A 20,746-nucleotide genomic window follows, 5' to 3' on the forward strand; every position below is an offset into this window, starting at 1 on the left:
GGGCGGGCCCTTCCCCCCGAGGATCTCGTCATGAAGGCGGCCCGCAGCACCGCGGCACTGTCCCTGCTCCTCCTCCTGGCCGGATGCTCGGCCCCGGCCGGCACCGGGCCCGAGGCCGCACCGCCCGCACCGGCCTCCTCGGGCTCCGCCACCACCGCGACCGGGGCCCCGGCCGATCCGACGGACGCCGCCTGGGCCCAGCTGATGACCCCGATGAACGAGCAGGCCGTGGTGCTGCTCACGCTCGCCGGGCAGCGCGCCGCCGATCCGCGGGTACGACGCTGGGCGGCCGGACTCCGTGCCGCGCAGAGCGGCGAACTCGCCCGGCTGCGACCGCTGCTGGCCAGGATGGGACTGCCGGACACCAATGTGCACGAGGGGCACGACATGCCCGGGATGGTGACGGAGCCCGACCTCGAACGGGCCCGCGCCGTCGAGGGCCGGGCGTTCGACCGCGTTCTCATGACGTTGGTCCGCGAGCATCTGAGCCAGTCCGCCCAGGTGTCACGCTCCGAGGCGAAGTCCGGGACCAGACCCGACGCCAGACGGCTGGCCACTGCCCTGGTGTCGGCGCGCAAGGCCGAACTCGCCGAACTCGACCTGCTTCCGGGCCCGTCCGAGGCGGCCGGCTGACGCCCCGCGCCGGGCGGACGCGGCGCCCCGTACGCGTTTCCGGACCGCTCGTACCGCCCGGTATAAAGGGCTGCATGACTGCCGACGCACCGCTGCCCGCGCGCCCCGCCACTCTGGAGGACGTGGCCGCCGTGGCGGGAGTTTCACGGGCCACCGTCTCCCGGGTGATCAACGGCGCGACCACCGTGGACCCGGCGCTGCGCCGGCTGGTCGAGGAGGCTGTGGACGCCACCGGATACGTGCCCAACCGCGCCGCCCGCTCGCTGGTGACCCGGCGCACGGACTCGGTCGCGCTCGTCGTCTCGGAACGGGAGCGGCGCCCGGTCTCCGAGCCCTTCATAGGCCGGATGTTCTCCGATCCGTACTTCGGGCGGGTGGTCAGCGGGCTGCTCGAAGTCCTGCGCCCGGCCGGTATCCAGCTGGTGCTGATGCTGGCCGACGACCAGTCCTCCCGCGACCAGTTGCTGTCCTACCTGCGCCACGGCCACGTCGACGGGGTGGTGCTCATCTCCTCGCACGCGGACGACCCGCTGCCGGGGCTGCTGCACGACACCCGGCTGCCCGCCGTGCTCGCGGGAGAGCCGCGCCGGCCAACGCCGCTCACCTATGTCGAGGCCGACCAGCGGGCGGGGGCGCAACTGGCCGCCGATCACCTGGTCTCGCTGGGCCGCCGCCGGATCGGCACGGTGTCGGGCCCGCAGGACATGCCGGCCGGTCAGGCGCGGCTGACGGGTTTCCTGGACGCGCTGGCGGTGCACGGCATCCGGGACGTGACGGCTTCGGAGGGCGATTTCACGCACACGGGCGGCGCCCACGCGATGAAGCGGCTGCTCGACGAGCGTCCGGACCTGGACGCGGTGTTCATCGCCTCGGACCTGATGGCGCTGGGCGCCCTTCCGGTGCTGCTGCGGGCCCGCAAGGAGATTCCCGACGACATCGCCCTCGTCGGGTTCGACGACAGCAGTGCGGCCACGGCCTGCGATCCGCCGCTCACGACGGTCCGGCAGCCGGTGGAGGAGATGTCCGTGGAGATGGCCCGGCTGCTGCTGAAGCAGATCGGCAGCCCGGGCGAGCCGGTCCCGTCGGTGATCTTCCACCCGACCCTGGTGCGGCGCCGGTCGTCCTGACGCCCCCGGGCTACGCGGCTCAGCCCCGCGCGCCGGTGTCCGCGTCGGCGTCGCCCGCCCGGTCCGGCTGCCCCAGAGGCACCTGCGGCCCCGAGACCTCGTTCAGCCAGCGCCTCAGGACCCGGTGCACGGCCTCCGCGCCGACCAGTTCGGCCGGCCGTCGCGCCCCCTCGGCGGCGACCGCGTCGAGCGGGTCCGTCATCCCGCGCGGCCAGAGCAGGAAGGGCCGGGACTGTTCGCCGCCCAGGCCCCCGTGCGAACCGATCTGCTCCTCGAAGGCGTGCACGGTGCCCGATTCCGGGTCGTACATCGAGTTGACCATGACGTCCGCGACGTGCGGGAAGGTGTCGGTGCGCCGGACCGCGGCCGCCGCTCCCGGGCCGAAGGGGGCAAGCGGCCCGTCCCCGTCGCGCAGTTCCGCCACCGGGATGCTGATCCCGCCGCGCGCCAGCACCACCGATCCGTGGGCCTCGCCGCGCACCAGCAGGAAGCCGATGCCGGGGTGGTTGGCGAGCGTGCTGAGCAGCGCGGGGTGGCGGCTCTCCAGCTGCTCGAGCGAGGCGCGTCCCGCTATGTCGGGGAAGGAGATCAGACCGAGGTTGCCGGAGGCGAGGACGACCGGGTCCGAGGGGTTCGCCAGGTTCTCCTGCCGGCCCCCCTCGACCGGGCGGTGCAGCGCGATCCGTACCGCGTCACGCGCCTCGGAGCCGCTGCGGGTGCGCTGCGCCCGGCGGGGCACCGGTAGTCCGCTGCCCGCCCGCACCAGGTCCTTCAGGGTCAGCCCGTACACCCCCGCGAAGGTCTCCCCCGGGCTCTGGCCGTGGTCGGACAGGAGCACGATCCGGTAGGTGCGCGGGGATTGTTCGGCGACCTCGACGATCAACGCGAGGGACCGGTCCAGCCGGGCGAGGACCTTCTCGGCGTCCCGGCTGCGCGGCCCGGAGTGGTGGGCGACCTCGTCGTACGCGACCAGGTCGGCGTAGACGGCGGTCCGTCCCGCGAACATGTCGCCCATGACGGCGGCGACCACCACATCGCGTTCGACGACTGTCGCGAAGGCCCGGATGAAGGGGTAGAGCCCGCCGCGCTTGATCCGGGGGGTCTCCTTGCGGATGCGGGCCCGGGTCGACTGGCCGATCTCCCGGCCGACCTCGGCGACGAACGACAGCGCGGTACGGACGGCGTTGGCCGGGTCCGCGAAGTAGGCGAAGTACCCGGCCCGGGAGCGGCGTCCCTTGCCGCGTCTGGCGGCCATGGACAGGACGAGCGCGAGCTGGTCGGCGCCGCCGCTGAAGAGGTTGCCCCGGCCGGCCCCGTCCAGCGTGAGCAGTCCGCCGTCCCGGGTGCGTACGACGGCCCGGCGCTGCATTTCGAGGGCGCTGGCCGGTCTGCTGGAGACCATGACGTCGCCGGTCTCCTTCTCGTACCACCGGAAGGCCGGGACGTCGAAGTTGGTGCCGTGCAGGATGCCGAGCTGGCTGGCACCGGTCTGGCTGGACCAGTCGGTGCGCCACGGGGTGAGCCGGTGGCCGTCTCCGTCGGCCAGCCAGTGCGCGACGGTCGGCATCAGTCCGTCGGCGGCGGCCTGCGCGAGGACGTCGTGGCCGACTCCGTCGAGCTGGATGAAGACCGTGCCGGGCGGTCCCCCGTCCGTGCCGTCACCGCTGCCGCTGCGGCGGCGCCGGCGGTCGGCGAGGCGCGACAGCCGGCGGCGGTAGGCGTTGTCGTCACGGACGGCGAGGGCGGTGGAGGTGGCCGAGGCGACGGCGGACATCACGGCCGCGACGACGACGGCCATCTGCGGGTCGGCCGCGCCGCGCCCGTCCGGGATGAGGCGCAGCGCTATCAGCAGCAGCGAACCGTTGAGGAAGAAGACCAGCATGCCCAGGACCAGGGCCGGCACGATGAGCAGGGCCCGTACCAGCACCGGCCAGACCAGTGCGGAGAGCAGGCCGAACGCGCCGGCGCCCCACGCCGCGGTGAACGCGGTCTTGGTGATGCTGTCGCCGTCGCTCGACTGGAGCTGGAAGTCCGGCAGAATCCCGGCGAGCACAAGCATCGTGAGCGTCGAGACCGCCCACACCACAATCACTCGCATCAGGGCGCTTCCGGCTCTCCGCCATCGCCCGTCACCCACGCCGCCGCCACCTCACGTCCGGGCCCCGCTGTTCCGGGCCCCGGTCCAGCTTTTCACAGCGGGACGGCCCCTTCCGCCGACGGTCTGCGGCCGGGCCGCTCAGGAGCCGTCGTATCCGGCGGTCGGCATGGACAGCCTGCGGTGCACGCCGGCCTTCGTCCGGGAGCTGTAGAGCGGCTCGTCGAGACCGGCGATCTCCAGGCGTACGCCGCGCCGCTCGCACTCCTCGGTGAAGCGCGGCACCGATGCGACGGCCCGTGCGAGCACCCGGTCGTTGGGGGCGACGAAGAGTTCGACCTCGCCGTCCTCGACGTCGGCCCAGAGTGCCTGGTGGTCGGGGCGCAGTCCGTAGAGGCGCAGCTGCCGGGTGACGACGTAACCCTTGTCGGCGGCCCAGCGGGCGCACATGTCGTGCTGGCTGCGGGTGTCCACGAGGAACGGGTCGCTGTCGAGTTCCTCCAGCGGCGTGAGACTGGCGATGGCCGCCACCCGTACGTCCCCCATGGCCGTTCTCCCCGTGCTAGGCGTCCTGCGACCCTACGCCCCGGCCTGCCGTACAAGAAGGCGCGTGGCAGGGCGGGCGGGAGCGCACGGGAGCGGGCGCGCCTGCCGCCGGGCGGCGGGCGCGCCTGTCCCCGGGGTCAGCCGTCGAGGGAGGTCATGACGTGCTTGATCCGGGTGTAGTCCTCGAAACCGTAGGCGGAGAGGTCCTTGCCGTAGCCGGACTTCTTGAACCCGCCGTGCGGCATCTCCGCGACCAGTGCCATGTGGGTGTTGATCCACACGCAGCCGAAGTCGAGGTTCTTGGACATCCGCATGGCGCGGGCGTGGTCCCTGGTCCACACCGAGGAGGCCAGGGCGTAGTCGACGCCGTTGGCGTACGCGACTGCCTGGGCCTCGTCCGTGAACGACTGGACGGTCATCACGGGGCCGAAGACCTCGTTCTGGACGATCTCGTCGTCCTGCCTGAGACCCGAGACGACGGTCGGGGCGTAGAAGTAGCCCCTCTCGCCGACACGGTGGCCGCCCGCCTCGACCCTGGCGTGCTCGGGGAGGCGCTCGACGAAACCGCTGACCTGGGCGAGCTGGTTGGCGTTGTTGAGCGGGCCGTAGAGCACGTCCTCGTCGCCCGGCTGTCCGGTCCTCGTGTCGGCGGCGGCCTTGGCCAGCGCGGTGACGAACTCGTCGTGGACGGACTCGTGGACCAGGATCCGGGTGGCGGCGGTGCAGTCCTGGCCCGCGTTGAAGAAGCCGCCGACGATCAGGTCGTCGACCGCCTTCGCCAGGTCCGCGTCCTCGAAGACGACGGCGGGCGCCTTGCCGCCGAGCTCCAGGTGGACCCGCTTGACATCCTTCGCGGCGGACTCGGCGACCTGGATGCCGGCCCGGACCGAACCGGTGATGGAGGCCATCGCGGGGGCCGGGTGCTCGACCATCAGCCGGCCGGTCTCGCGGTCGCCGCAGACCACGTTGAAGATGCCGCGCGGCAGCTCCAGCGAGTCCAGTACCCCGCCGATGATCTCGGCGGTCAGGACGGTGGAGGCCGGGGTGGTGTCGGACGGCTTGATGACCACGGCGTTGCCCGCGGCGAGCGCCGGGGCGAACTTCCAGACGGCCATCATGAGGGGGTAGTTCCACGGAGCGACCTGGGCGCAGACCCCGACCGGCTCGCGGCGGATGATCGAGGTCATGCCGTCCATGTACTCCCCGGCCGAGCGGCCCTCCAGCATCCTGGCCGCGCCCGCGAAGAAGCGGATCTGGTCGATGGCGGGGGCCAGCTCCTCACTGCGGGTGAGGTGCAGCGGCTTGCCGGTGTCCCGGCTCTCGGCGGCCACCAGCTCGTCGGCCCGCGCCTCCATGGCGTCCGCGATCCGCAGGAGGGCCAGCTGGCGCACGGCGGGGGTGGTGTCGCGCCAGACGGGGAAGGCCGCCGCGGCGGCGGCCATCGCCGCGTCGACGTCGGCCGGTCCGGAGAGCGGGGAGGTCGCGTAGACCTCACCGGTCACCGGGTCCACGACGTCGAGCGTGCGGCCGTCCGAGGCGTCGGAGGGGACACCGTCGATGGAGTTGCGGAACGTGAGGGGCATGCGGGGTAGACCGGTTTCTCTCGTGGTCGGGCGGCGTGGGAGCCATGGGCGGGGCCGCTGTGGGCCGGAGGCCGGAGCCGGGTCAGCCGGCCGTCCGGGCGGACAGGTGCTCGTGGACGGCGGGCCAGCCGCCGTCGTCGGTACGGGCGAAGACGATCGTCTCGCGCTCGTGGACCGTCTCCACGCCGCCCTTGGTGGAGAGCGTGGTCTCCACGTCGTGGCTGAAGACGGCGGTGGAGCCGAAGTGCTGGATCAGCTGCCCGGTGGAGGTGCAGCCGAGGATGCGGAAGTCGTCCTGGTCCACCCACTCCTGCCAGAGCGCGCGGTACTCGGCGGTGGAGCCGAGCCGCCGCGGGGTGGAGTGGAAGACGAAGGTCGCGTCGGGGGCGAAGGCGCCGAAGTAGTCGTCGAGGCGGCCCTCGGCGAAGGCGGCGACGAGCGCGTCGGCGGCGGCGCGGACCTGCTCGGTGTCCCGGACGGGCGTGCTCATGAAACGGCTCCTGGGTGCGGGGGCTGAGAAGGAGGCGGGGAGGTCAGAGTGCGGCGGCCGGTGCGGGGGCGGGCTCCGCCCCGGCGCCGGTGATCGGCGGGACCGGGGTGTCGGAGGCCCGGACGAACCGGGGCCCGTCCGGCCCGTACACCGCACGCGGTTCGGGGAAGAGCGTCAGCAGGCCGAGGTAGAGCACCGCGGCGAGGGCCAGGCCGACCGGCAGCGAGATGTCCGTACCGTTCGCGAGGTCGCCGAGCGGGCCGACGAACTGGCCGGGCAGGTTGGTGAAGAGGAGCGCGACCCCGGCGGAGAGCAGCCAGGTGGACAGGCCGCGCCAGTTCCAGCCGTGGTTGAACCAGTAGCGGCCGCCGGTCTGCCTGCGGTTGAAGACCTGGAGGGCGTCCGTGTCGTACCAGCCGCGCCGGGTGACGTAGCCGAGAGCCATCACGATCATCCAGGGGGCGGTGCAGGTGATGATCAGGGTGGCGAACGTGGAGATGGACTGGGCGAGGTTGAGCGCGAAGCGGCCGACGAAGATGAAGGTGATCGACAGGGCGCCGATGAGATACGTCGACTGCACGCGGCTGAAGCGGGTGAACACGCTGGAGACGTCGAGCCCGGTGCCGTACAGCGCGGTCGTGCCGGTGGAGAGTCCGCCGATCAGGGCGATCAGGCAGAGCGGCAGGAAGTACCAGCCGGGCGAGATCGCGAGCAGCCCGCCGACGTAGTTGGGGGCTGCCGGGTCGACGTACTTCGCGGCCTTGGTGGCGATGATCGACGCGGTGGCGAGGCCGAAGACAAAAGGCAGCAGCGTGGCGATCTGGGCGAGGAACGCCGCGCCCATGACACGGCGGCGCGGGGTGTCGGCCGGGATGTAGCGCGACCAGTCACCGAGGAACGCGCCGAACGAGACCGGGTTGGACAGCACGATCAGCGCGGCGCCGACGAAGGACGGCCAGAACAGCGGGTCGGCGGTGGAGGCGAAGGAGCCCGCGTACCCGGCGTCGAAGTCCCCGCCGAAGGCGAAGGCCCCCAGGACGAAGAGGGCGGAGGCCGCCACCACCGCGATCTTGTTGACCATCAGCATGAAGCGGAAGCCGTAGACGCAGACCACCAGGACGAGCCCGGCGAATACCGCGTAGGCGACGCCGTAGGTGAGGTCGGACTCGGGGACGTCCACCAGCCGGTGCGCGCCGCCCACGAGTGCGTCGCCGGACGACCAGACCGAGATGGAGAAGAACGCGACGGCGGTGAGCAGCGAGAGGAACGAGCCGACGACCCTGCCGTGCACACCGAGGTGGGCGGAGGAGGAGACGGCGTTGTTGGTGCCGTTGCGCGGGCCGAACAGCGACATGGGGGCGAGCAGCAGCGCGCCCGCGACGAGGCCGAGGACGGTCGCGGCGAGGCCCTGCCAGAAGGAGAGGCCGAACAGGATCGGGAAGGCGCCGAGCACGCAGGTGGCGAAGGTGTTGGCGCCGCCGAAGGCGAGCCGGAAGAGGTCGACGGGGCGGGCGGTGCGGTCCGCGTCGGGAATCCGCTCCACTCCATTGGTCTCGACTTCGGTGATCGAGGTAGTCACGGGCGCTCCACCTGCTGTTCGTGCTGTTCATGCGCGGGGACTGGCCCCTCAGTGTGTGGGCCGCGACGACGGCGGGCAATTGTGAAAGTCACAGAGGGATACCCTCCTTTCTGTGGCCACCAACAAACTGACGGTCGAGGATCTCCTCTCGTACCCGGCGCTCCAGCTCACCGTGCGGGCGGGCAGCGGCGGTCTCGGCCGGTCCGTCTCCTGGGCGCACGCCAGTGAGCTCGCCGATCCGACGCCCTGGCTGCTGGGCGCCGAGGTGATCATGACGGCGGGGCTCGCGGTGCCCCGTACGGCGGCGGGGCAGCGGGCCTATCTGGAGCGGCTGGACGACGCCGGCGTCTCCGCGCTGGCGCTCTCGGCGCAGCTGCACATGCCGCCGCTGCACGACGCGTTCTTCAGGGCGGCGGAGGAGCGCGGGTTCCCGGTCCTGGAGGTGCCGCTCGCGGTGCCCTTCATCGCCGTCTCCCAGGAGGTGGCCGCCTCGGTGCAGGAGGACGCGCGCCACCGGCTGGGCGCCCAGCTCCAGGTGTTCGGCTCGCTGCGCTGGCTGGTGGCCGAGGACCTGGACACCCCCACGCTGCTGCGCCGGCTGGAGCGCCTGTCGGGGTACGACGTCTATCTCTGCACCCCGCAGGGGCGTCCGCTGCTGCCCGGGGTGCCGGTACCCGGGGCGGGGGTGCTGCCCGCGTCGGCGGACGCGCCGCCGACGATTCCGGGCGGCTTCGTGCTGCCGGTGCCGGCGCCGGGCGGTCCGGCGGGGTTCCTGGTGGCGTACGAGCGGGAGGGCGCCCAGCCCGCCGGGCTCGCCGTCGTCCAGCACATCGCCACGGTGGCGGCGCTGCGGGTCGCGATGGTGCGCACCGAGCGCGAGACGCTGCGGCGCGAGGGCGCGGAGACGCTGGCCGAGCTGTTGCAGGAGGTGCTCGACCCCGAGACGGCGCGGCGCCGGCTGGCGCGGCACGCGATCGAGGGCGACACCGTGCTGATCGTGGTGCGCGGCGCCACGGACGAGGCGCTGCTGCGCTGCCTCCAGGACCAGCCGCATCTGCTGCTGACCTGGGGCGAGGACCGCTATGTGCTGGGCTCCGGTGAGCTGGCCGAGGAGATCGGCGGGCTGCCGGGGGTGGCGGCCGGGATGAGCCGGACCTTCCTGCCGGGCGCCGCGCTGCGGGTGGCGGAGCGGGAGGCGCTGTGGGCGGTGTCCAAGGCCGTGGAGTCCGGCCGGCCCGTGGTCCGCTACGGCGACGACTCGACGGGGCGCTGGCTGCCCGACGATCCGGCGGTGCTGACGGCGCTGGTCGAGCACGTGCTCGGCGAGGTGCTGCGCTACGACGCCGCCCATGACTCGCAGCTGCTGGTCTCGGTCCGCACCTGGATGGAGCGCGACCGCCGCACGGAGACGGCGGCGGCCGCCCTGCACATCCATCCGAACACCCTCTCCTACCGGCTGCGGCGCTTCGGTACGCTGGCCGGCCGGGACCTGGGGTCGACGGGGGCGTTGGCCGAGGTCTGGCTCGCGATCCAGGCGGCGGGCACGCTGGGGCTCACGGACTGAGCGGAACGACTGGCCGTAGGCTCGACAGCGGGTCCGGGAGCGGCCCGGCGGAGGGGCCGGGGAACAGGAGGCGGAGCGTGCCGGTGGAAGTCACCTGGTGGGGTCATGCCACCTGCACGATCGAGGACTCCGGGGTCCGGGTCCTGACCGACCCCCTCTTCGTACGGCGCATCGCGCATCTGCGCCGCCGGCGCGGCAAGCTGCCCGGCCCGGCGGCCACGGTCGCCGACGTCGTCCTCATCTCGCATCTGCACTCCGACCATCTGCATCTGCCGTCGCTGGCCCGCATCGCCCCGGGCGGCCGGCTGATCGTGCCGATGGGCGCGCTTCGGGCGGTCCCGGGGCTGCGGCTGCTGCGCCGGGTGCGCGGGCTGCGGATCACGGAGGTCGTGCCCGGCGACGAGGTGCGGGTCGGTGCGGTGCGGATCCGCGCGGTTCCGGCCCTGCACGACGGCCGGCGCCTGCCGGTGGGCCCGCACCGCTCCCCCGCGCTGGGTTACGTCGTCGAGGGCGCGGCACGCACCTACTTCGCCGGCGACACCGGTCTCTTCGACGACATGGCGCGGGCGGTCGGGCCGGTGGACGTGGCGCTGCTGCCGGTCGGCGGCTGGGGGCCCTACCTGGGCCACAGCCATCTCGACGCGGCCCGCGCCGCCGAGGCGCTGACCCGGCTGTCGCCGCGCTCGGCCGTGCCGGTGCACTACGGCACGTACTGGCCGATCGGGATGGACGGGGTCCGGCCGCACGAGTTCCACTCGCCGGGTGACGAGTTCGTCCGCCAGGCGGCGCTGGTGGCGCCCGGGGTGGCGGTGCACCGGCTGGAGCACGGCGAGCATGTCCGGCCGGAGGCCGGCGGGTGATCCACGAGGTCATGAGCCGGCTCCCCACGGAGTCGACGCAGCAGGCGGTCGGCTATCCGTCGCTGTTCCTGCTGGTGGCGCTGGGCGCTCTGGTTCCGGTGGTGCCGACGGGTGCGCTGGTGAGCTCGGCGGCGGTGGTGGCGTTCCACCAGTCGTCGCCGTTCGCGCTGCTGTACGTCTTCGCGGTGGCGTCGGCGGCCGCGTTCCTCGGGGACATCTCCCTGTACTGGCTGGGTCAGCGCGGAGTGCGGTCGAAGAACGGTTCCAAGTGGCTGCGGGTGATCAGCGAGCGGGCCGCTCCGGAGCGGCTCGCGCAGGCGCAGCAGAAGCTCGACGAGCACGGCGCGATGGTGCTGGTGCTGTCCCGGCTGGTGCCCGCCGGGCGGATTCCGGTGATGCTGGCGTGTCTGCTGGGGCGGATACCGATGCGGCGGTTCGCCCACGGGGACGTGCCGGCCTGTCTGGCCTGGGCCGCCACCTATCAGCTGATCGGCGTTCTGGGCGGCTCGCTGTTCCCCGAGCCGTGGCAGGGCGTGGTGGCCGCGGTGGGGCTGACGCTGCTGATCAGCGGGGCGCCCGCGCTGTGGCGCCGGCTGTGGGTGCGGTTCGGCCGCTGACGGGGCACGGTTCGAGGGTGTCGGCGGCGTCAGCGCAGCTCGTCGAGGGCCGCCGCGAAGACGCCGAGGGCCGCCGCGACGTGCGGCAGTTCCAGCGGCCGGTCGGCGGCCAGGGCCTCCAGCTGCTGCTCCGGGGCCGGCCCGAGCAGCGGCCCGGTGCCCAGGCGCACCCGCAGGGCCCCGAGTTCGTCGCCGAACCGGTGGCCGCCGGGGACCGGTGCGCCGAGCCGCTCCGTCAGGTACTCCTCCAGCTCCAGCGAGTCCGTGACCCCTCGGGCGGCGAGCCGGGACCTGAGCGGGCCGAGGTCCGCGTAGAGGTGACGGCCAGCCTGCGGGGGCCTGGCCAGCGCGCCCGAGGCGAGGACCGCCCGGTGGGCGGCGGCGGCGATCTGCGCCTGCATGGCCGAGGCCCGGCGCATCCGCTCCGTGACGGCGTCCGGTTCGCGCAGCGCGTGGGCGGCGGCCGCCGCGACGGGACCGGCGACGAAGGCGCCGAGCGCGGTGAGGATGTCGAGCGTGCGGGCGTGCCGGACCGCCGCCCGGCCGGTGTCCGGGAACCGGGCGACCGCGACCGGCCAGGCCGACGGGGTCAGCGCACCGGTCAGGTCGGAGATCACCGTCACGTCGTCGGGGCACATCTCGGCCGGGCTCAGCAGCACCGTGTCGCGCGGCCGGTGCAGGGTGTCGCGCCAGGTCTCGTCGCTGACGATGTGCAGCCCCTCGGCGACGGCGGCCTCGCAGGCCTCGCGCACGAGTTCGGGCGGCGCGACGGTGGCGGTGGGGTCGTCGACGACGGAGATCAGCAGCAGCCGGGGCCGGCCGCCCTCGGCCCGTACCCGGCGCACGGTCTCCAGCAGCGCGTACGGGTCGGGGACACCGCCGCACTCTGCGGGCGTCGGCACGTGATAGGCGGGTCTGCCCAGCAGCCGGGCCTGCGGGATCCAGGCGGCCGGGCAGGGGCGCGGCATCAGCACGTCGCCGCCGTGCGCGGCGATCAGCGCGAGCAGCAGCGCGGAAGCGCCCGGGGCGGCCGCGATGTGTTCGGGCCCGCCGCGCAGTCCGCGCCGCTCCCAGTAGCCGCGCGCGGCGTCGCGCAGCTGCGCCGAACCGCCGGCCGGCTCGGGTACCGCGCTGCCTGCCGCGCCCGCCAGCACCTCGGCCAGTTCGGGCAGGACCGGCAGGCCGGGTCCCGGCGCGGGCGGCCCGTACCGCACCGGTCCGCGGTCCTCCCGGACTCCCGGTGCGTCGCGCCCGGCCCGCCCGCGTCCCTGACGCCCGGTCCGCTCCCGGCCCATCCGGGCCTCCTTCGCCGCCGCTCGGTCCGCCGGCCCGTCGGCCGGGCCGTGTGAGCCCCTTTATACGAGGGAATGGCGCCGGCCGCCCGGCGGGCCGGGAACCGTACCGGCCGTGACGGACCCATTGACACCCGCCCCGCCGCGTCATTACGGTCACGCCAAGATTTCGAACGAGTGACGAAATATCGAACACATCGAGGGGCAGTCGCCTTGCGCATCACCGGAATCAGTACACATGTGGTCGGAACGCCCTGGCGGAACCTCACGTATGTGCAGGTGCACACCGACGAGGGCCTCACCGGTGTGGGCGAGACCCGGATGCTCGGCCGCACCGACGCGCTGATCGGCTACCTGCGCGAGGCGGAGGCCAACCACATCGCCGGTTCGGATCCGTTCGCCGTGGAGGACCTGGTACGCCGGATGAAGTACGGCGACTACGGACGGGCCGGCGAGATCGTGATGTCGGGCATCGCGGTCGTCGAGACGGCCTGCTGGGACATCAAGGGCAAGGCGCTCGGCGTCCCGGTCTGGCAGCTGCTCGGCGGAAAGGTCACCGACCGGGTCAAGGCGTACGCCAACGGCTGGTACACCACCGAGCGCACCCCGCAGGCCTACCACGAGGCGGCGTCCGGGGTCGTCGCGCGCGGCTACCGGGCGCTGAAGATCGACCCCTTCGGGACCGGCCACTTCGAGCTGGGCCAGGAGGAGACCCGGTACGCGGTGTCGCTGATCGAGGCGGTCCGGGACGCGATCGGACCCGACACCGAACTGATGCTGGAGATGCACGGCCGGTTCAGCCCGTCCACGGCGGTGCGGATCGCGCACGAGATGGCCCCCTTCAAGCCCGCCTGGCTGGAGGAGCCGGTGCCTCCGGAGAACCTCAAGGCGCTGGCCAAGGTGGCCGGCAAGGTCGACATGCCGATCGCGACCGGCGAGCGCATCCACGACCGGATCGAGTTCCGCGAGCTGTTCGAGTCACAGGCCGCCGACATCATCCAGCCGGACGTCGGCCACATCGGCGGCATCCTGGAGACGCGGAAGCTCGCGGCCACCGCCGAGACGCACTACACGCTGATCGCCCCGCACAACGTGGGCGGCTCGGTCCTGACGGCGGCCAGCCTCCAGGTCGCAGGCTGCACGCCCAACTTCAAGATCCTTGAGCACTTCAATGACTTCGCCGACGCCGAGATCAAGAAGGTCGTGCGGGGCGCCCCGCAGGTCGACCCCGCGACCGGCTGCTTCGAACTCTCCGACGCCCCGGGGCTCGGCGTGGAGCTCGACGTGGACGCCGCCGCCGAATTCCCCCAGCAGCGGGCCAGGTTCGACCTCTGGGCCGACGGCTGGGAGAAGAGGCAGCCCAAGTGAGCACCGCCCCCGCCCGCTCACGGGCGATCACGGTCGACCGGCCCGGCGGCCACCGGCTGACCGAAGGACCGGTTCCGGAACCCGGCCGGGGGGAGGTCCGGGTCCGGGTCGCCGCTGCCGGTATCTGCATGAGCGACCGGGAGGTGTACGACGGCCGCCGCGATCCCGGCTATGTCCGCTACCCGGTGGTGCCCGGACACGAGTGGTCCGGGGTGATCGAGGCCGTGGGCGCGGGCGCCGACCCGGCCCTGGCCGGACGCCGGACGGTCGCCGAGGGGTTCCGCTCCTGCGGCGGCTGCGAGCGGTGCCGGGCCGGCGAGACCTCGCTGTGCTCGGCGGGGTACGACGAGACGGGGTTCACCCGGCCCGGGGCGTTCGCGGACCATGTCGTGGTGCCCGCCCGGCTGTTGCACCCGCTGGACGACGACGCGGACCTGCGCGCCGCGGCGCTGCTGGAACCCGCCGCCGTGGTCGCCGCTGCGGTACGGGCCGGGGCGCCGGAGCCCGGGGAGCGGATCGCGGTCGTGGGCGCCGGAACCCTCGGGCTGCTCGCGGCGCAGCTGCTGGCCTCGGTGTCACCCGGTGAGCTGACGGTGATCGACCCGAGGGCCGAACGGGCGGGCCGGGCGCTGGCGTTCGGGGCGAGCGAGGCCCTGGGCCCCGAGGAGGCCACGGCGGCGCGCGGCCGGTACGACCTGGTCGTGGAGACGGCGGGGGCCGCGACCACGGCAGCCGACGCCTGCCTGCTCGCACGGCGCGGCGGCCGGGTGGTGCTCACCGGGATCTTCGCCCCGGGGGCCACCGGCATCGACCCGGTGCACATGTCGCTGAGCCAGCTCACCGTGCGCAGCGTGTTCGGGGCGTCATCCGCGTCCTGGTCGTACGCGGTACGGGCGTTCACCGCCGGGCTGCTCGATCCGGCCGCGCTGATCACGCACGAGTTCCCGCTGGAGCGGTTCGCGGACGCCGTGGCACTGGTCGGGGGCGGCGCCCCGGGGACGGGCAAGGTCCTGATGCGTCCCTGAGGGGCGGCTGCCCGCCCCCCTGACGGGCGGCCGCCCCCGCACCCCTCCACTCCCGAACCCTGTCCGGCCCACCGAACACGAGAGCCCGTCCCCCGAACACGAAAGGTCGCTGATGACCTCCGCTTCCATCGCCCCGTCCGGCCCCCGACCGGGCGCCCGGCGTCCGGGCGAGCCCGCGCTCACCGCGCTCGGGCTCGGCGCCCCGGCCCCGGACCCGGCCGACGCATCCCCGCACTCCTTCCCGGACGGCGGCACCTGGCGGACCGAGATCCCTTCGGTGGAGGGGCCCGAGGCGCTCTCCGTCGTACTGGAGGAGAGCGCGCGGCTCGATGTTCCCGTCCACCGGGTCAGCCAGGGCAGCGGGATCTGGATGCTCGGCGACGCCGAGATCACCGAGATGGCCGAGGGCTGCGCCGAACGGGGCATCGAGCTCTGCCTGTTCACCGGGCCGCGCGGCAGCTGGGACACCGGGGCCTCGTTCCGTACCGACTCGGGCGGGGCGGGACTGCGCGCCCGTGGGCACGACGCGCTGGCCGGTTGTGTCGAGGACGCCCTGCGGGCCTCGGAACTGGGTGTGAGGTGCCTGCTCGTCGCCGACGAGGGAGTGCTCTGGACGCTGCACCGGCTGCGCGTCCAGGGCGTGCTGCCCGCCGACACGACGTTCAAGGTGTCGGCGCTGATCGGCCCGGTCAACCCGGCGTCCTTCGCGGTCCACGAGCGGCTCGGCGCGGACTCGGTCAACATTCCGTCCGACCTGACGCTCGCCCACTTCACCGAGATCAGGCGGGTGTCGGCCGCACCCATGGATCTGTACATCGAGGCTCCGGACGACCTCGGTGGCTATGTGCGGATGTACGAGGCGGCCGAGCTCATCCGGCGCGGCGCCCCGCTCTATCTCAAGTTCGGGCTGTCCAGGGCGCCCGGCATCTACCCGTACGGCGCCCATCTTCGCGATGCCGCCCTGGGCACGGCCCGTGAGCGGGTCAGGCGCGGCCGGCTCGTGCTGGACCTGCTGGCCCGGCACGGCGCCGACGGGAACATGTCGCCGCTGGGCTCACGGCTGCCCGGCCCGCTGCGCCGCTTCCCGGCGGGGTGAGCCGTCGCCGGGCGGGGCCGTGAGCCGGACCTGCCCGGCGACGCGGGCCCGTCAGCCGGTGAAGGGTGTGCCGGCCATGCCCTGGCCCGCGTCCGGCAGGACGAGCAGCGAACCGGCCAGCGGATGCGGGGCTTCGAGGCCGCCGCGGGCCGTGGAGATGTACAGGTCTCGCAGGCCGGGGCCGCCGAAGGCGCAGGACGTCGGCCGCCGCACCGGCAGCTCGACGACGCGCTCCAGCACGCCGTCCGCCGTGTAGCGGCGCAGCGCGGACCCGTCCCAGAGGGCGACCCAGACGGCCCCCTCGGCATCCACCGTCAGCCCGTCGGGGTAGCCGGCCCCCTTCTCCACGGTGGCGAACGGGCGGCGGCCGCCGACCTGTTCACCGTCCACGTCGAAGACGTCGATCCGGCGGGTCGCCGTGTCGATGTAGTACATCAGCCGGCCGTCGGGGCTCCATCCGGTGCCGTTGCTGCAGGCCACCAGGGGCAGGATTCGGGTGGCCGTGCCGTCGGGCGCGACGCGGGTGAGGCTCCCGCCCGTCTCCGATTCGTCGTAGCGCATGGTGCCCGCCCACAGCGCCCCGTCCGGCGCCACCGCCGCGTCGTTGCCGCGCCGTCCCGGTTCGGCGTCGTGGACCAGCCAGCGGAAGGCGCCGTCGGCGTCGTACAGGCCGATGCCGTCGCGCAGGTTGACGACCAGGCCGCCGCCCGCGCGCGGTTTGGCCGCCCCGACGTGCTGTTCGGTGGCCATGACCGTACGGCGGCCGGTGGCCGGTTCGTAGGTGTGGATCCGGGCGCCGAGGATGTCGACCCAGATGAGCCGTCCGGTGGCCGGGTCCCAGGTCGGGCCCTCACCCAGCGCGGCGTGTTCGCGGACGGCGACCTCGGGGCGCGGACGGCTCATACCCGTCCCCCGTGGTGTCCGAGCCGGCCGGAGAGGTCAAGGGCGCCGTCGGCGGCGAGGGAGGCCAGCTCCTGTTCGCGCTCATCGCTCCAGCGGATCATCGGAACGGAGATGGAGAGCGCCGCGACGACCCTGCCGGTCCGGTCCCGTACGGGTGCGGCCACACAGCTCACGTCCGGGTTGGACTCGCGGTGCTCCACCGCGATGCCGCGCTCCCGGACGGCGTCCAGCGCGGTGCGCAGCTCCGTCTCGTCGGTGATGCTGTTCGGGGTCATGCCGGTCAGTTCGAGGCCGTCGAGCCGGGCGTCGAGCTCCCGGCCGGGCAGGGCGGCGAGCAGCATCTTGCCGACGGACGTGCAGTGGGCGGGCAGCTTGCGGCCGGCCGCCGAGACCATCCGGACCGCGTGGGTGGAGTCCACCTTGGCGATGTAGATGACGTCGGTCCCCTCCAGGATCGCCACGTGGACGGTCTCCCCGCACGTCTCGGCCACCTGCTGGGCCACCTGACGGCCCTCGGCGGCGAGGTCGAGCTGCTCGGCGTACCGGCTGCCGAGCTGGTAGGTGCGGACGCCGAGGCGGTAGCGGCCGGGCTGGTCCGGGGTGGTCACCAGGTAGGAGCGGGCGGCCAGTGTGGTGAGCAGCTCATGGACGGTGGTGCGGGGCAGCTGGAGCTTGCGGGTGACCTCGGGCGCGGAGAGCGTACCGTCACCGTCGAGGAAGAGTTCGAGTACGTCCAGCGCCCTGGTCACCGCTGGGACAAGTCGCCCCATGGTCGTTGCACCACCCTCTCGCGTTCGACATTCCGGCCAGTGACCGGCATCACGAACACAGGCTAAGCGCGGCGCACTTGTCCGGGCAATGACGAAGTGACCTCCGCCACCGGACCCTGCCCGCTTTCACCGTAATTCTCCCTTTATGTCATTGAATGGCGAGGGTCCGAAGTCACCCGGCGGGCGGGTCCGAGCGGGTCGTCCGGGCGCGCGGGTTGATTCGGCACGGCCCGGCAGGGTATTCGCTGTCCCATGTCGTCACCGAGCAACCCTTCACACGTGCCGAGCCCAGCCGGGCTGCGGAACCTGCTGCACCGATGCGATCTCGCCCTGTTCCAGGACCTGGCCCGACGGCACTGGCCTGCCGCCGCACCCGTACTGCCCCGGCTCAGCCGCAGCGCCAATCACGGACTGCTGTGGGCCGGTGCCGCGGCGGGCATGGCCGCGTTCGGCGGCAGCGCCCGCGCCCGGCGGGCGGCGCTGCGCGGGATCGCCTCGATGGCGGTGGCCTCGGCCGCGATCAACACGGTCGGCAAGGGCGCGGTCCGCAGGGAGCGCCCGATACTGGACGCCGTTCCGGTGATACGACAGCTCAAGCGCCAGCCGTTCACCACGTCGTTCCCGTCCGGGCACGCCGCGTCGGCCGCCGCGTTCGCCACCGGGGTGGCGCTGGAGTCGAAGGGCTGGGGGGCGGTCGTCGCGCCGGTCGCGCTGTCCGTGGCGGCGTCCCGCGTCTACACCGGCGTCCACTATCCGACCGATGTGCTGGCCGGCGCGGCGCTGGGCATAGGAGCCGCGTTCGCCCTGCGCGGCGTCGTCCCGACCCGGGGCCAGCTGCCCGCACCGGGCAGACCCCCCGCGCACGCGCCCTCGCTGCCCGACGGCCAGGACCTGGTCGTGGTGGTGAACCAGGCGTCCGGGACGGCGACGGCCACGGCCTCACTGGTCCGGGACGCGCTGCCGAACGCCGAGGTCGTCGAGTGTCCCCCCGAGGAGGTCTCCGCCGAGCTGGAGAAGGCGGCGGGACGGGGCCGGGCGCTGGGCGTCTGCGGCGGTGACGGCACCGTCAACCGGGCGGCGGCGGTGGCTTCCGTGCACGGTCTGCCGCTGGCCGTGTTCCCCGGCGGCACACTGAACCACTTCGCGTACGACCTGGGCATCGAGACCGTGGCCGACGCCTGTGCCGCGATCGCCGCGGGCGATGCGGTACGGGTGGACCTGGGCCGCTTCCGGCCGGGTCCGGAGGGGCCCGGCGGCGCCCACGGCTACTTCCTCAACGCGTTCAGCATGGGCGTCTATCCCGAGCTGGTCCGGACCCGTGAGCACTGGTCCCCCCGGATCGGCGGCTGGCCGGCCGGCGTGCTCGCCGCCTTGCAGGTACTGGGCGGCCGGCAGCCACTGGAGGCCGAACTGCAGGGGCGGCGGCGTCCGTTGTGGCTGCTGTTCGTCGGTAACGGCCTCTTCCAGCGGGTGGGCCCGGCCCCCGGGCGACGCCACAACCTCGCGGACGGGCTGCTGGACGTACGGGTGGTGCACGGCGGACGGACCCCGGGACTGCGGCTGCTGGCCGCGGCCGTCGCCGGCCCGCTGACCCGCTCCCCCATGCATGCCGCCGTCCGCCGCCACCGGGTGCGGATCGCCGGCCTCAAGCCGGGGACGCCGTACGCGTACGACGGCGAAGTGGCGCACAGCGGACGAGAGCTGATGGTCGACAAGCTGCCGGAGGCACTGACCGTGTACTGCCCGATGCAGATGTGAGCCGAAGCGGACGAACGAACGAGGGGCGGCCGACGCCGAGTCGGCCGCCCCTTCGCGTTCCCGGCCACCACGGACCAGCGCCGTCCCACATATCAAGATAGCCATCTCATTATTCGGCATCCGGGCGTACCGTAGCCGTACCGATCAGCACTTCGCGGTCCGCGTTCGGCGGCTCGCGTTTTCGAGAGAGGATGCACGGTCATGCCGAAGGAGACCGCCGTCTACACCCACGGCCACCACGAGTCGGTACTGCGCTCGCACCGCTGGCGCACCGCCGCCAACTCCGCGGGATACCTCATCGGTGAACTGCGCCCCGGCATGGCCGTGCTGGACGTGGGCTGCGGCCCCGGCACCATCACCGCGGACATCGCCGCACTGGTGGCCCCCGGCCGGGTGACCGCCGTCGACACCACCCGCGAGATCCTGGACCAGGCGGCGGACGTCGCGGCGGAACGCGGCCTGGGCAACCTGGTGTTCACCACTGCCGATGTGCACGCCCTGGACTTCCCCGACGACACCTTCGACGTGGTCCACGCCCATCAGGTGCTCCAGCATGTCGGGGACCCGGTCCAGGCGCTGCGCGAGATGCGCCGGGTCTGCCGCCCCGGGGGCGTGGTCGCGGCCCGGGACAGCGACTACGCGGCGATGACCTGGTACCCCGAGGTGCCCGCCATGGACACCTGGCAGGAGCTGTACGGCCGGGTGGCCCGCGCCAACGGCGGCGAGCCGGACGCGGGCCGCCAGCTGCTCTCCTGGGCCCGCCAGGCCGGCTTCACCGACATCGTCCCGACGGCCGCCGCCTGGTGCTTCGGCACCCCGGAGAGCCGTGACTGGTGGAGCGGGCTGTGGGCGGACCGTACCGTCGGCTCGGTCTACGCGGAACTGGCGGTCGACGGCGGGCACGCGACGCCCGAACAGCTGAGCGCGATCGCCGGGGCGTGGCGCACCTGGGGCGAGCAGAGCGACGGCTGGTTCATGGTCCCGCACGGCGAGGTGCTGTGCCGCGCATGAGCGCGGCGGAATCGATCACACACCTCTGACCGGCCAACTACCCTGTTCCGCATGGAAATCCTGGGAACCACGCTGCGGATCTGCGTCGACGACCTGGAGGCCGCGGTGGCCTTCTACGAGAACCTGACGGGCAGTTCGGCGCTGCGCTTCGAGCGCGGCGGGGTCTCGGTGGCCGCCATCAGCTGCTTCCTGCTGATGAGCGGCCCCGAGGCGGAGCTGGAGATCCTGCGCAAGGTGACGGCGACGATCGCGGTCAAGGACGTGGACGAGGCCAACGCCTCGCTGGCCCGGGTGGGCGCCCGCGTCATCGCGGGCCCCGTCCACACGCCCGTCGGCCGCAATCTGATCGCCGTGCACCCGGACGGTTCGGTCTTCGAGTACGTCGACCGCAACCTGTCCGCCGGGGCCTCCTGACGCACCTGTCCCTCC

Annotated in this window: 19 protein-coding genes; 11 read left to right on the forward strand and 8 right to left on the reverse strand. The window is 73.4% G+C overall.

Going from position 1 to position 20,746, the window contains the following annotated elements; translation table 11 throughout:
• Positions 1-30: 30 nt before the first annotated feature.
• Positions 31-633: a DUF305 domain-containing protein gene (locus tag ACGFU6_RS04365; RefSeq protein ID WP_393608000.1), complete on the forward strand. Its 603-nt coding sequence runs from the start codon at positions 31-33 to the stop codon at positions 631-633.
• 74 nt (positions 634-707) lie between these two features.
• Positions 708-1,760, forward strand: a complete 1,053-nt coding sequence (locus tag ACGFU6_RS04370) for a LacI family DNA-binding transcriptional regulator (RefSeq protein WP_393608001.1) — start codon at positions 708-710, stop codon at positions 1,758-1,760.
• Between the two features lie 19 nt (positions 1,761-1,779).
• Here ACGFU6_RS04370 and ACGFU6_RS04375 read toward each other — a convergent pair whose 3' ends face one another.
• From ACGFU6_RS04375 to ACGFU6_RS04395, 5 genes are all read right to left on the reverse strand, one after another.
• Entirely contained in the window at positions 1,780-3,897 is a 2,118-nt protein-coding gene (locus tag ACGFU6_RS04375) for a phage holin family protein (protein WP_393608002.1), read from the reverse strand.
• A gap of 99 nt (positions 3,898-3,996) precedes the next feature.
• The gene (locus tag ACGFU6_RS04380; protein ID WP_393608003.1) at positions 3,997-4,401 is read right to left on the reverse strand and encodes a hypothetical protein; all 405 of its coding nucleotides are present in this window, start codon (positions 4,399-4,401) and stop codon (positions 3,997-3,999) included.
• A 137-nt stretch (positions 4,402-4,538) separates the two neighbouring features.
• Positions 4,539-5,984: a gamma-aminobutyraldehyde dehydrogenase gene (locus ACGFU6_RS04385; protein ID WP_393608004.1), complete on the reverse strand. Its 1,446-nt coding sequence runs from the start codon at positions 5,982-5,984 to the stop codon at positions 4,539-4,541.
• A gap of 82 nt (positions 5,985-6,066) precedes the next feature.
• Positions 6,067-6,474 carry a YybH family protein gene (locus ACGFU6_RS04390; RefSeq protein ID WP_393608005.1) on the reverse strand — a complete coding sequence of 136 codons (408 nt, stop codon included), beginning with the start codon at positions 6,472-6,474 and terminating at the stop codon, positions 6,067-6,069.
• A 43-nt stretch (positions 6,475-6,517) separates the two neighbouring features.
• On the reverse strand, positions 6,518-8,053 hold the full coding sequence (locus tag ACGFU6_RS04395) for a purine-cytosine permease family protein (protein WP_393608006.1): 1,536 nt from the start codon (positions 8,051-8,053) through the stop codon (positions 6,518-6,520).
• A gap of 112 nt (positions 8,054-8,165) precedes the next feature.
• Here ACGFU6_RS04395 and ACGFU6_RS04400 point away from each other — a divergent pair, with 112 nt between their 5' ends.
• From ACGFU6_RS04400 to ACGFU6_RS04410, 3 genes are all read left to right on the forward strand, one after another.
• Positions 8,166-9,617, forward strand: a complete 1,452-nt coding sequence (locus ACGFU6_RS04400; protein WP_393608007.1) for a PucR family transcriptional regulator — start codon at positions 8,166-8,168, stop codon at positions 9,615-9,617.
• Between the two features lie 77 nt (positions 9,618-9,694).
• Positions 9,695-10,477: an MBL fold metallo-hydrolase gene (locus ACGFU6_RS04405; RefSeq protein ID WP_393608008.1), complete on the forward strand. Its 783-nt coding sequence runs from the start codon at positions 9,695-9,697 to the stop codon at positions 10,475-10,477.
• 11 nt (positions 10,478-10,488) lie between these two features.
• A complete protein-coding gene (locus tag ACGFU6_RS04410; RefSeq protein ID WP_393608009.1) occupies positions 10,489-11,094 on the forward strand; it encodes a DedA family protein in 606 nt (201 codons plus the stop codon).
• 29 nt (positions 11,095-11,123) lie between these two features.
• Here ACGFU6_RS04410 and ACGFU6_RS04415 read toward each other — a convergent pair whose 3' ends face one another.
• Positions 11,124-12,389: an aminotransferase class I/II-fold pyridoxal phosphate-dependent enzyme gene (locus tag ACGFU6_RS04415; RefSeq protein WP_393608010.1), complete on the reverse strand. Its 1,266-nt coding sequence runs from the start codon at positions 12,387-12,389 to the stop codon at positions 11,124-11,126.
• 210 nt (positions 12,390-12,599) lie between these two features.
• On the opposite strand from ACGFU6_RS04415, the gene ACGFU6_RS04420 reads away from it, so the two are divergent.
• From ACGFU6_RS04420 to ACGFU6_RS04430, 3 genes are all read left to right on the forward strand, one after another.
• Complete coding sequence (locus ACGFU6_RS04420; RefSeq protein ID WP_393608011.1) at positions 12,600-13,754, forward strand: mandelate racemase/muconate lactonizing enzyme family protein; 1,155 nt, start codon at positions 12,600-12,602, stop codon at positions 13,752-13,754.
• On the forward strand, positions 13,751-14,779 hold the full coding sequence (locus ACGFU6_RS04425) for a zinc-binding dehydrogenase (RefSeq protein WP_393608012.1): 1,029 nt from the start codon (positions 13,751-13,753) through the stop codon (positions 14,777-14,779). Before ACGFU6_RS04420 ends, ACGFU6_RS04425 begins: the two co-directional genes overlap by 4 nt.
• A gap of 112 nt (positions 14,780-14,891) precedes the next feature.
• Positions 14,892-15,875, forward strand: coding sequence for a hypothetical protein (locus ACGFU6_RS04430; RefSeq protein WP_393608013.1), 984 nt, complete (start codon positions 14,892-14,894; stop codon positions 15,873-15,875).
• Between the two features lie 51 nt (positions 15,876-15,926).
• Here ACGFU6_RS04430 and ACGFU6_RS04435 read toward each other — a convergent pair whose 3' ends face one another.
• Complete coding sequence (locus ACGFU6_RS04435) at positions 15,927-16,778, reverse strand: SMP-30/gluconolactonase/LRE family protein (protein WP_393608014.1); 852 nt, start codon at positions 16,776-16,778, stop codon at positions 15,927-15,929.
• The gene (locus tag ACGFU6_RS04440) at positions 16,775-17,548 is read right to left on the reverse strand and encodes an IclR family transcriptional regulator (protein WP_393608015.1); all 774 of its coding nucleotides are present in this window, start codon (positions 17,546-17,548) and stop codon (positions 16,775-16,777) included. The genes ACGFU6_RS04435 and ACGFU6_RS04440 overlap by 4 nt, the downstream gene beginning before the upstream one ends.
• Positions 17,549-17,800: 252 nt before the next feature.
• On the opposite strand from ACGFU6_RS04440, the gene ACGFU6_RS04445 reads away from it, so the two are divergent.
• From ACGFU6_RS04445 to ACGFU6_RS04455, 3 genes are all read left to right on the forward strand, one after another.
• Positions 17,801-19,306, forward strand: a complete 1,506-nt coding sequence (locus ACGFU6_RS04445) for a bifunctional phosphatase PAP2/diacylglycerol kinase family protein (RefSeq protein ID WP_393608016.1) — start codon at positions 17,801-17,803, stop codon at positions 19,304-19,306.
• 201 nt (positions 19,307-19,507) lie between these two features.
• Entirely contained in the window at positions 19,508-20,317 is an 810-nt protein-coding gene (locus tag ACGFU6_RS04450) for a class I SAM-dependent methyltransferase (RefSeq protein WP_393608017.1), read from the forward strand.
• A 51-nt stretch (positions 20,318-20,368) separates the two neighbouring features.
• Positions 20,369-20,731, forward strand: a complete 363-nt coding sequence (locus ACGFU6_RS04455) for a VOC family protein (protein WP_393608018.1) — start codon at positions 20,369-20,371, stop codon at positions 20,729-20,731.
• Positions 20,732-20,746 lie beyond the last annotated feature (15 nt).

The sequence above is a fragment of the Streptomyces sp. NPDC048462 genome (genome assembly GCF_043200175.1).
GTDB lineage: Bacteria > Actinomycetota > Actinomycetes > Streptomycetales > Streptomycetaceae > Streptomyces.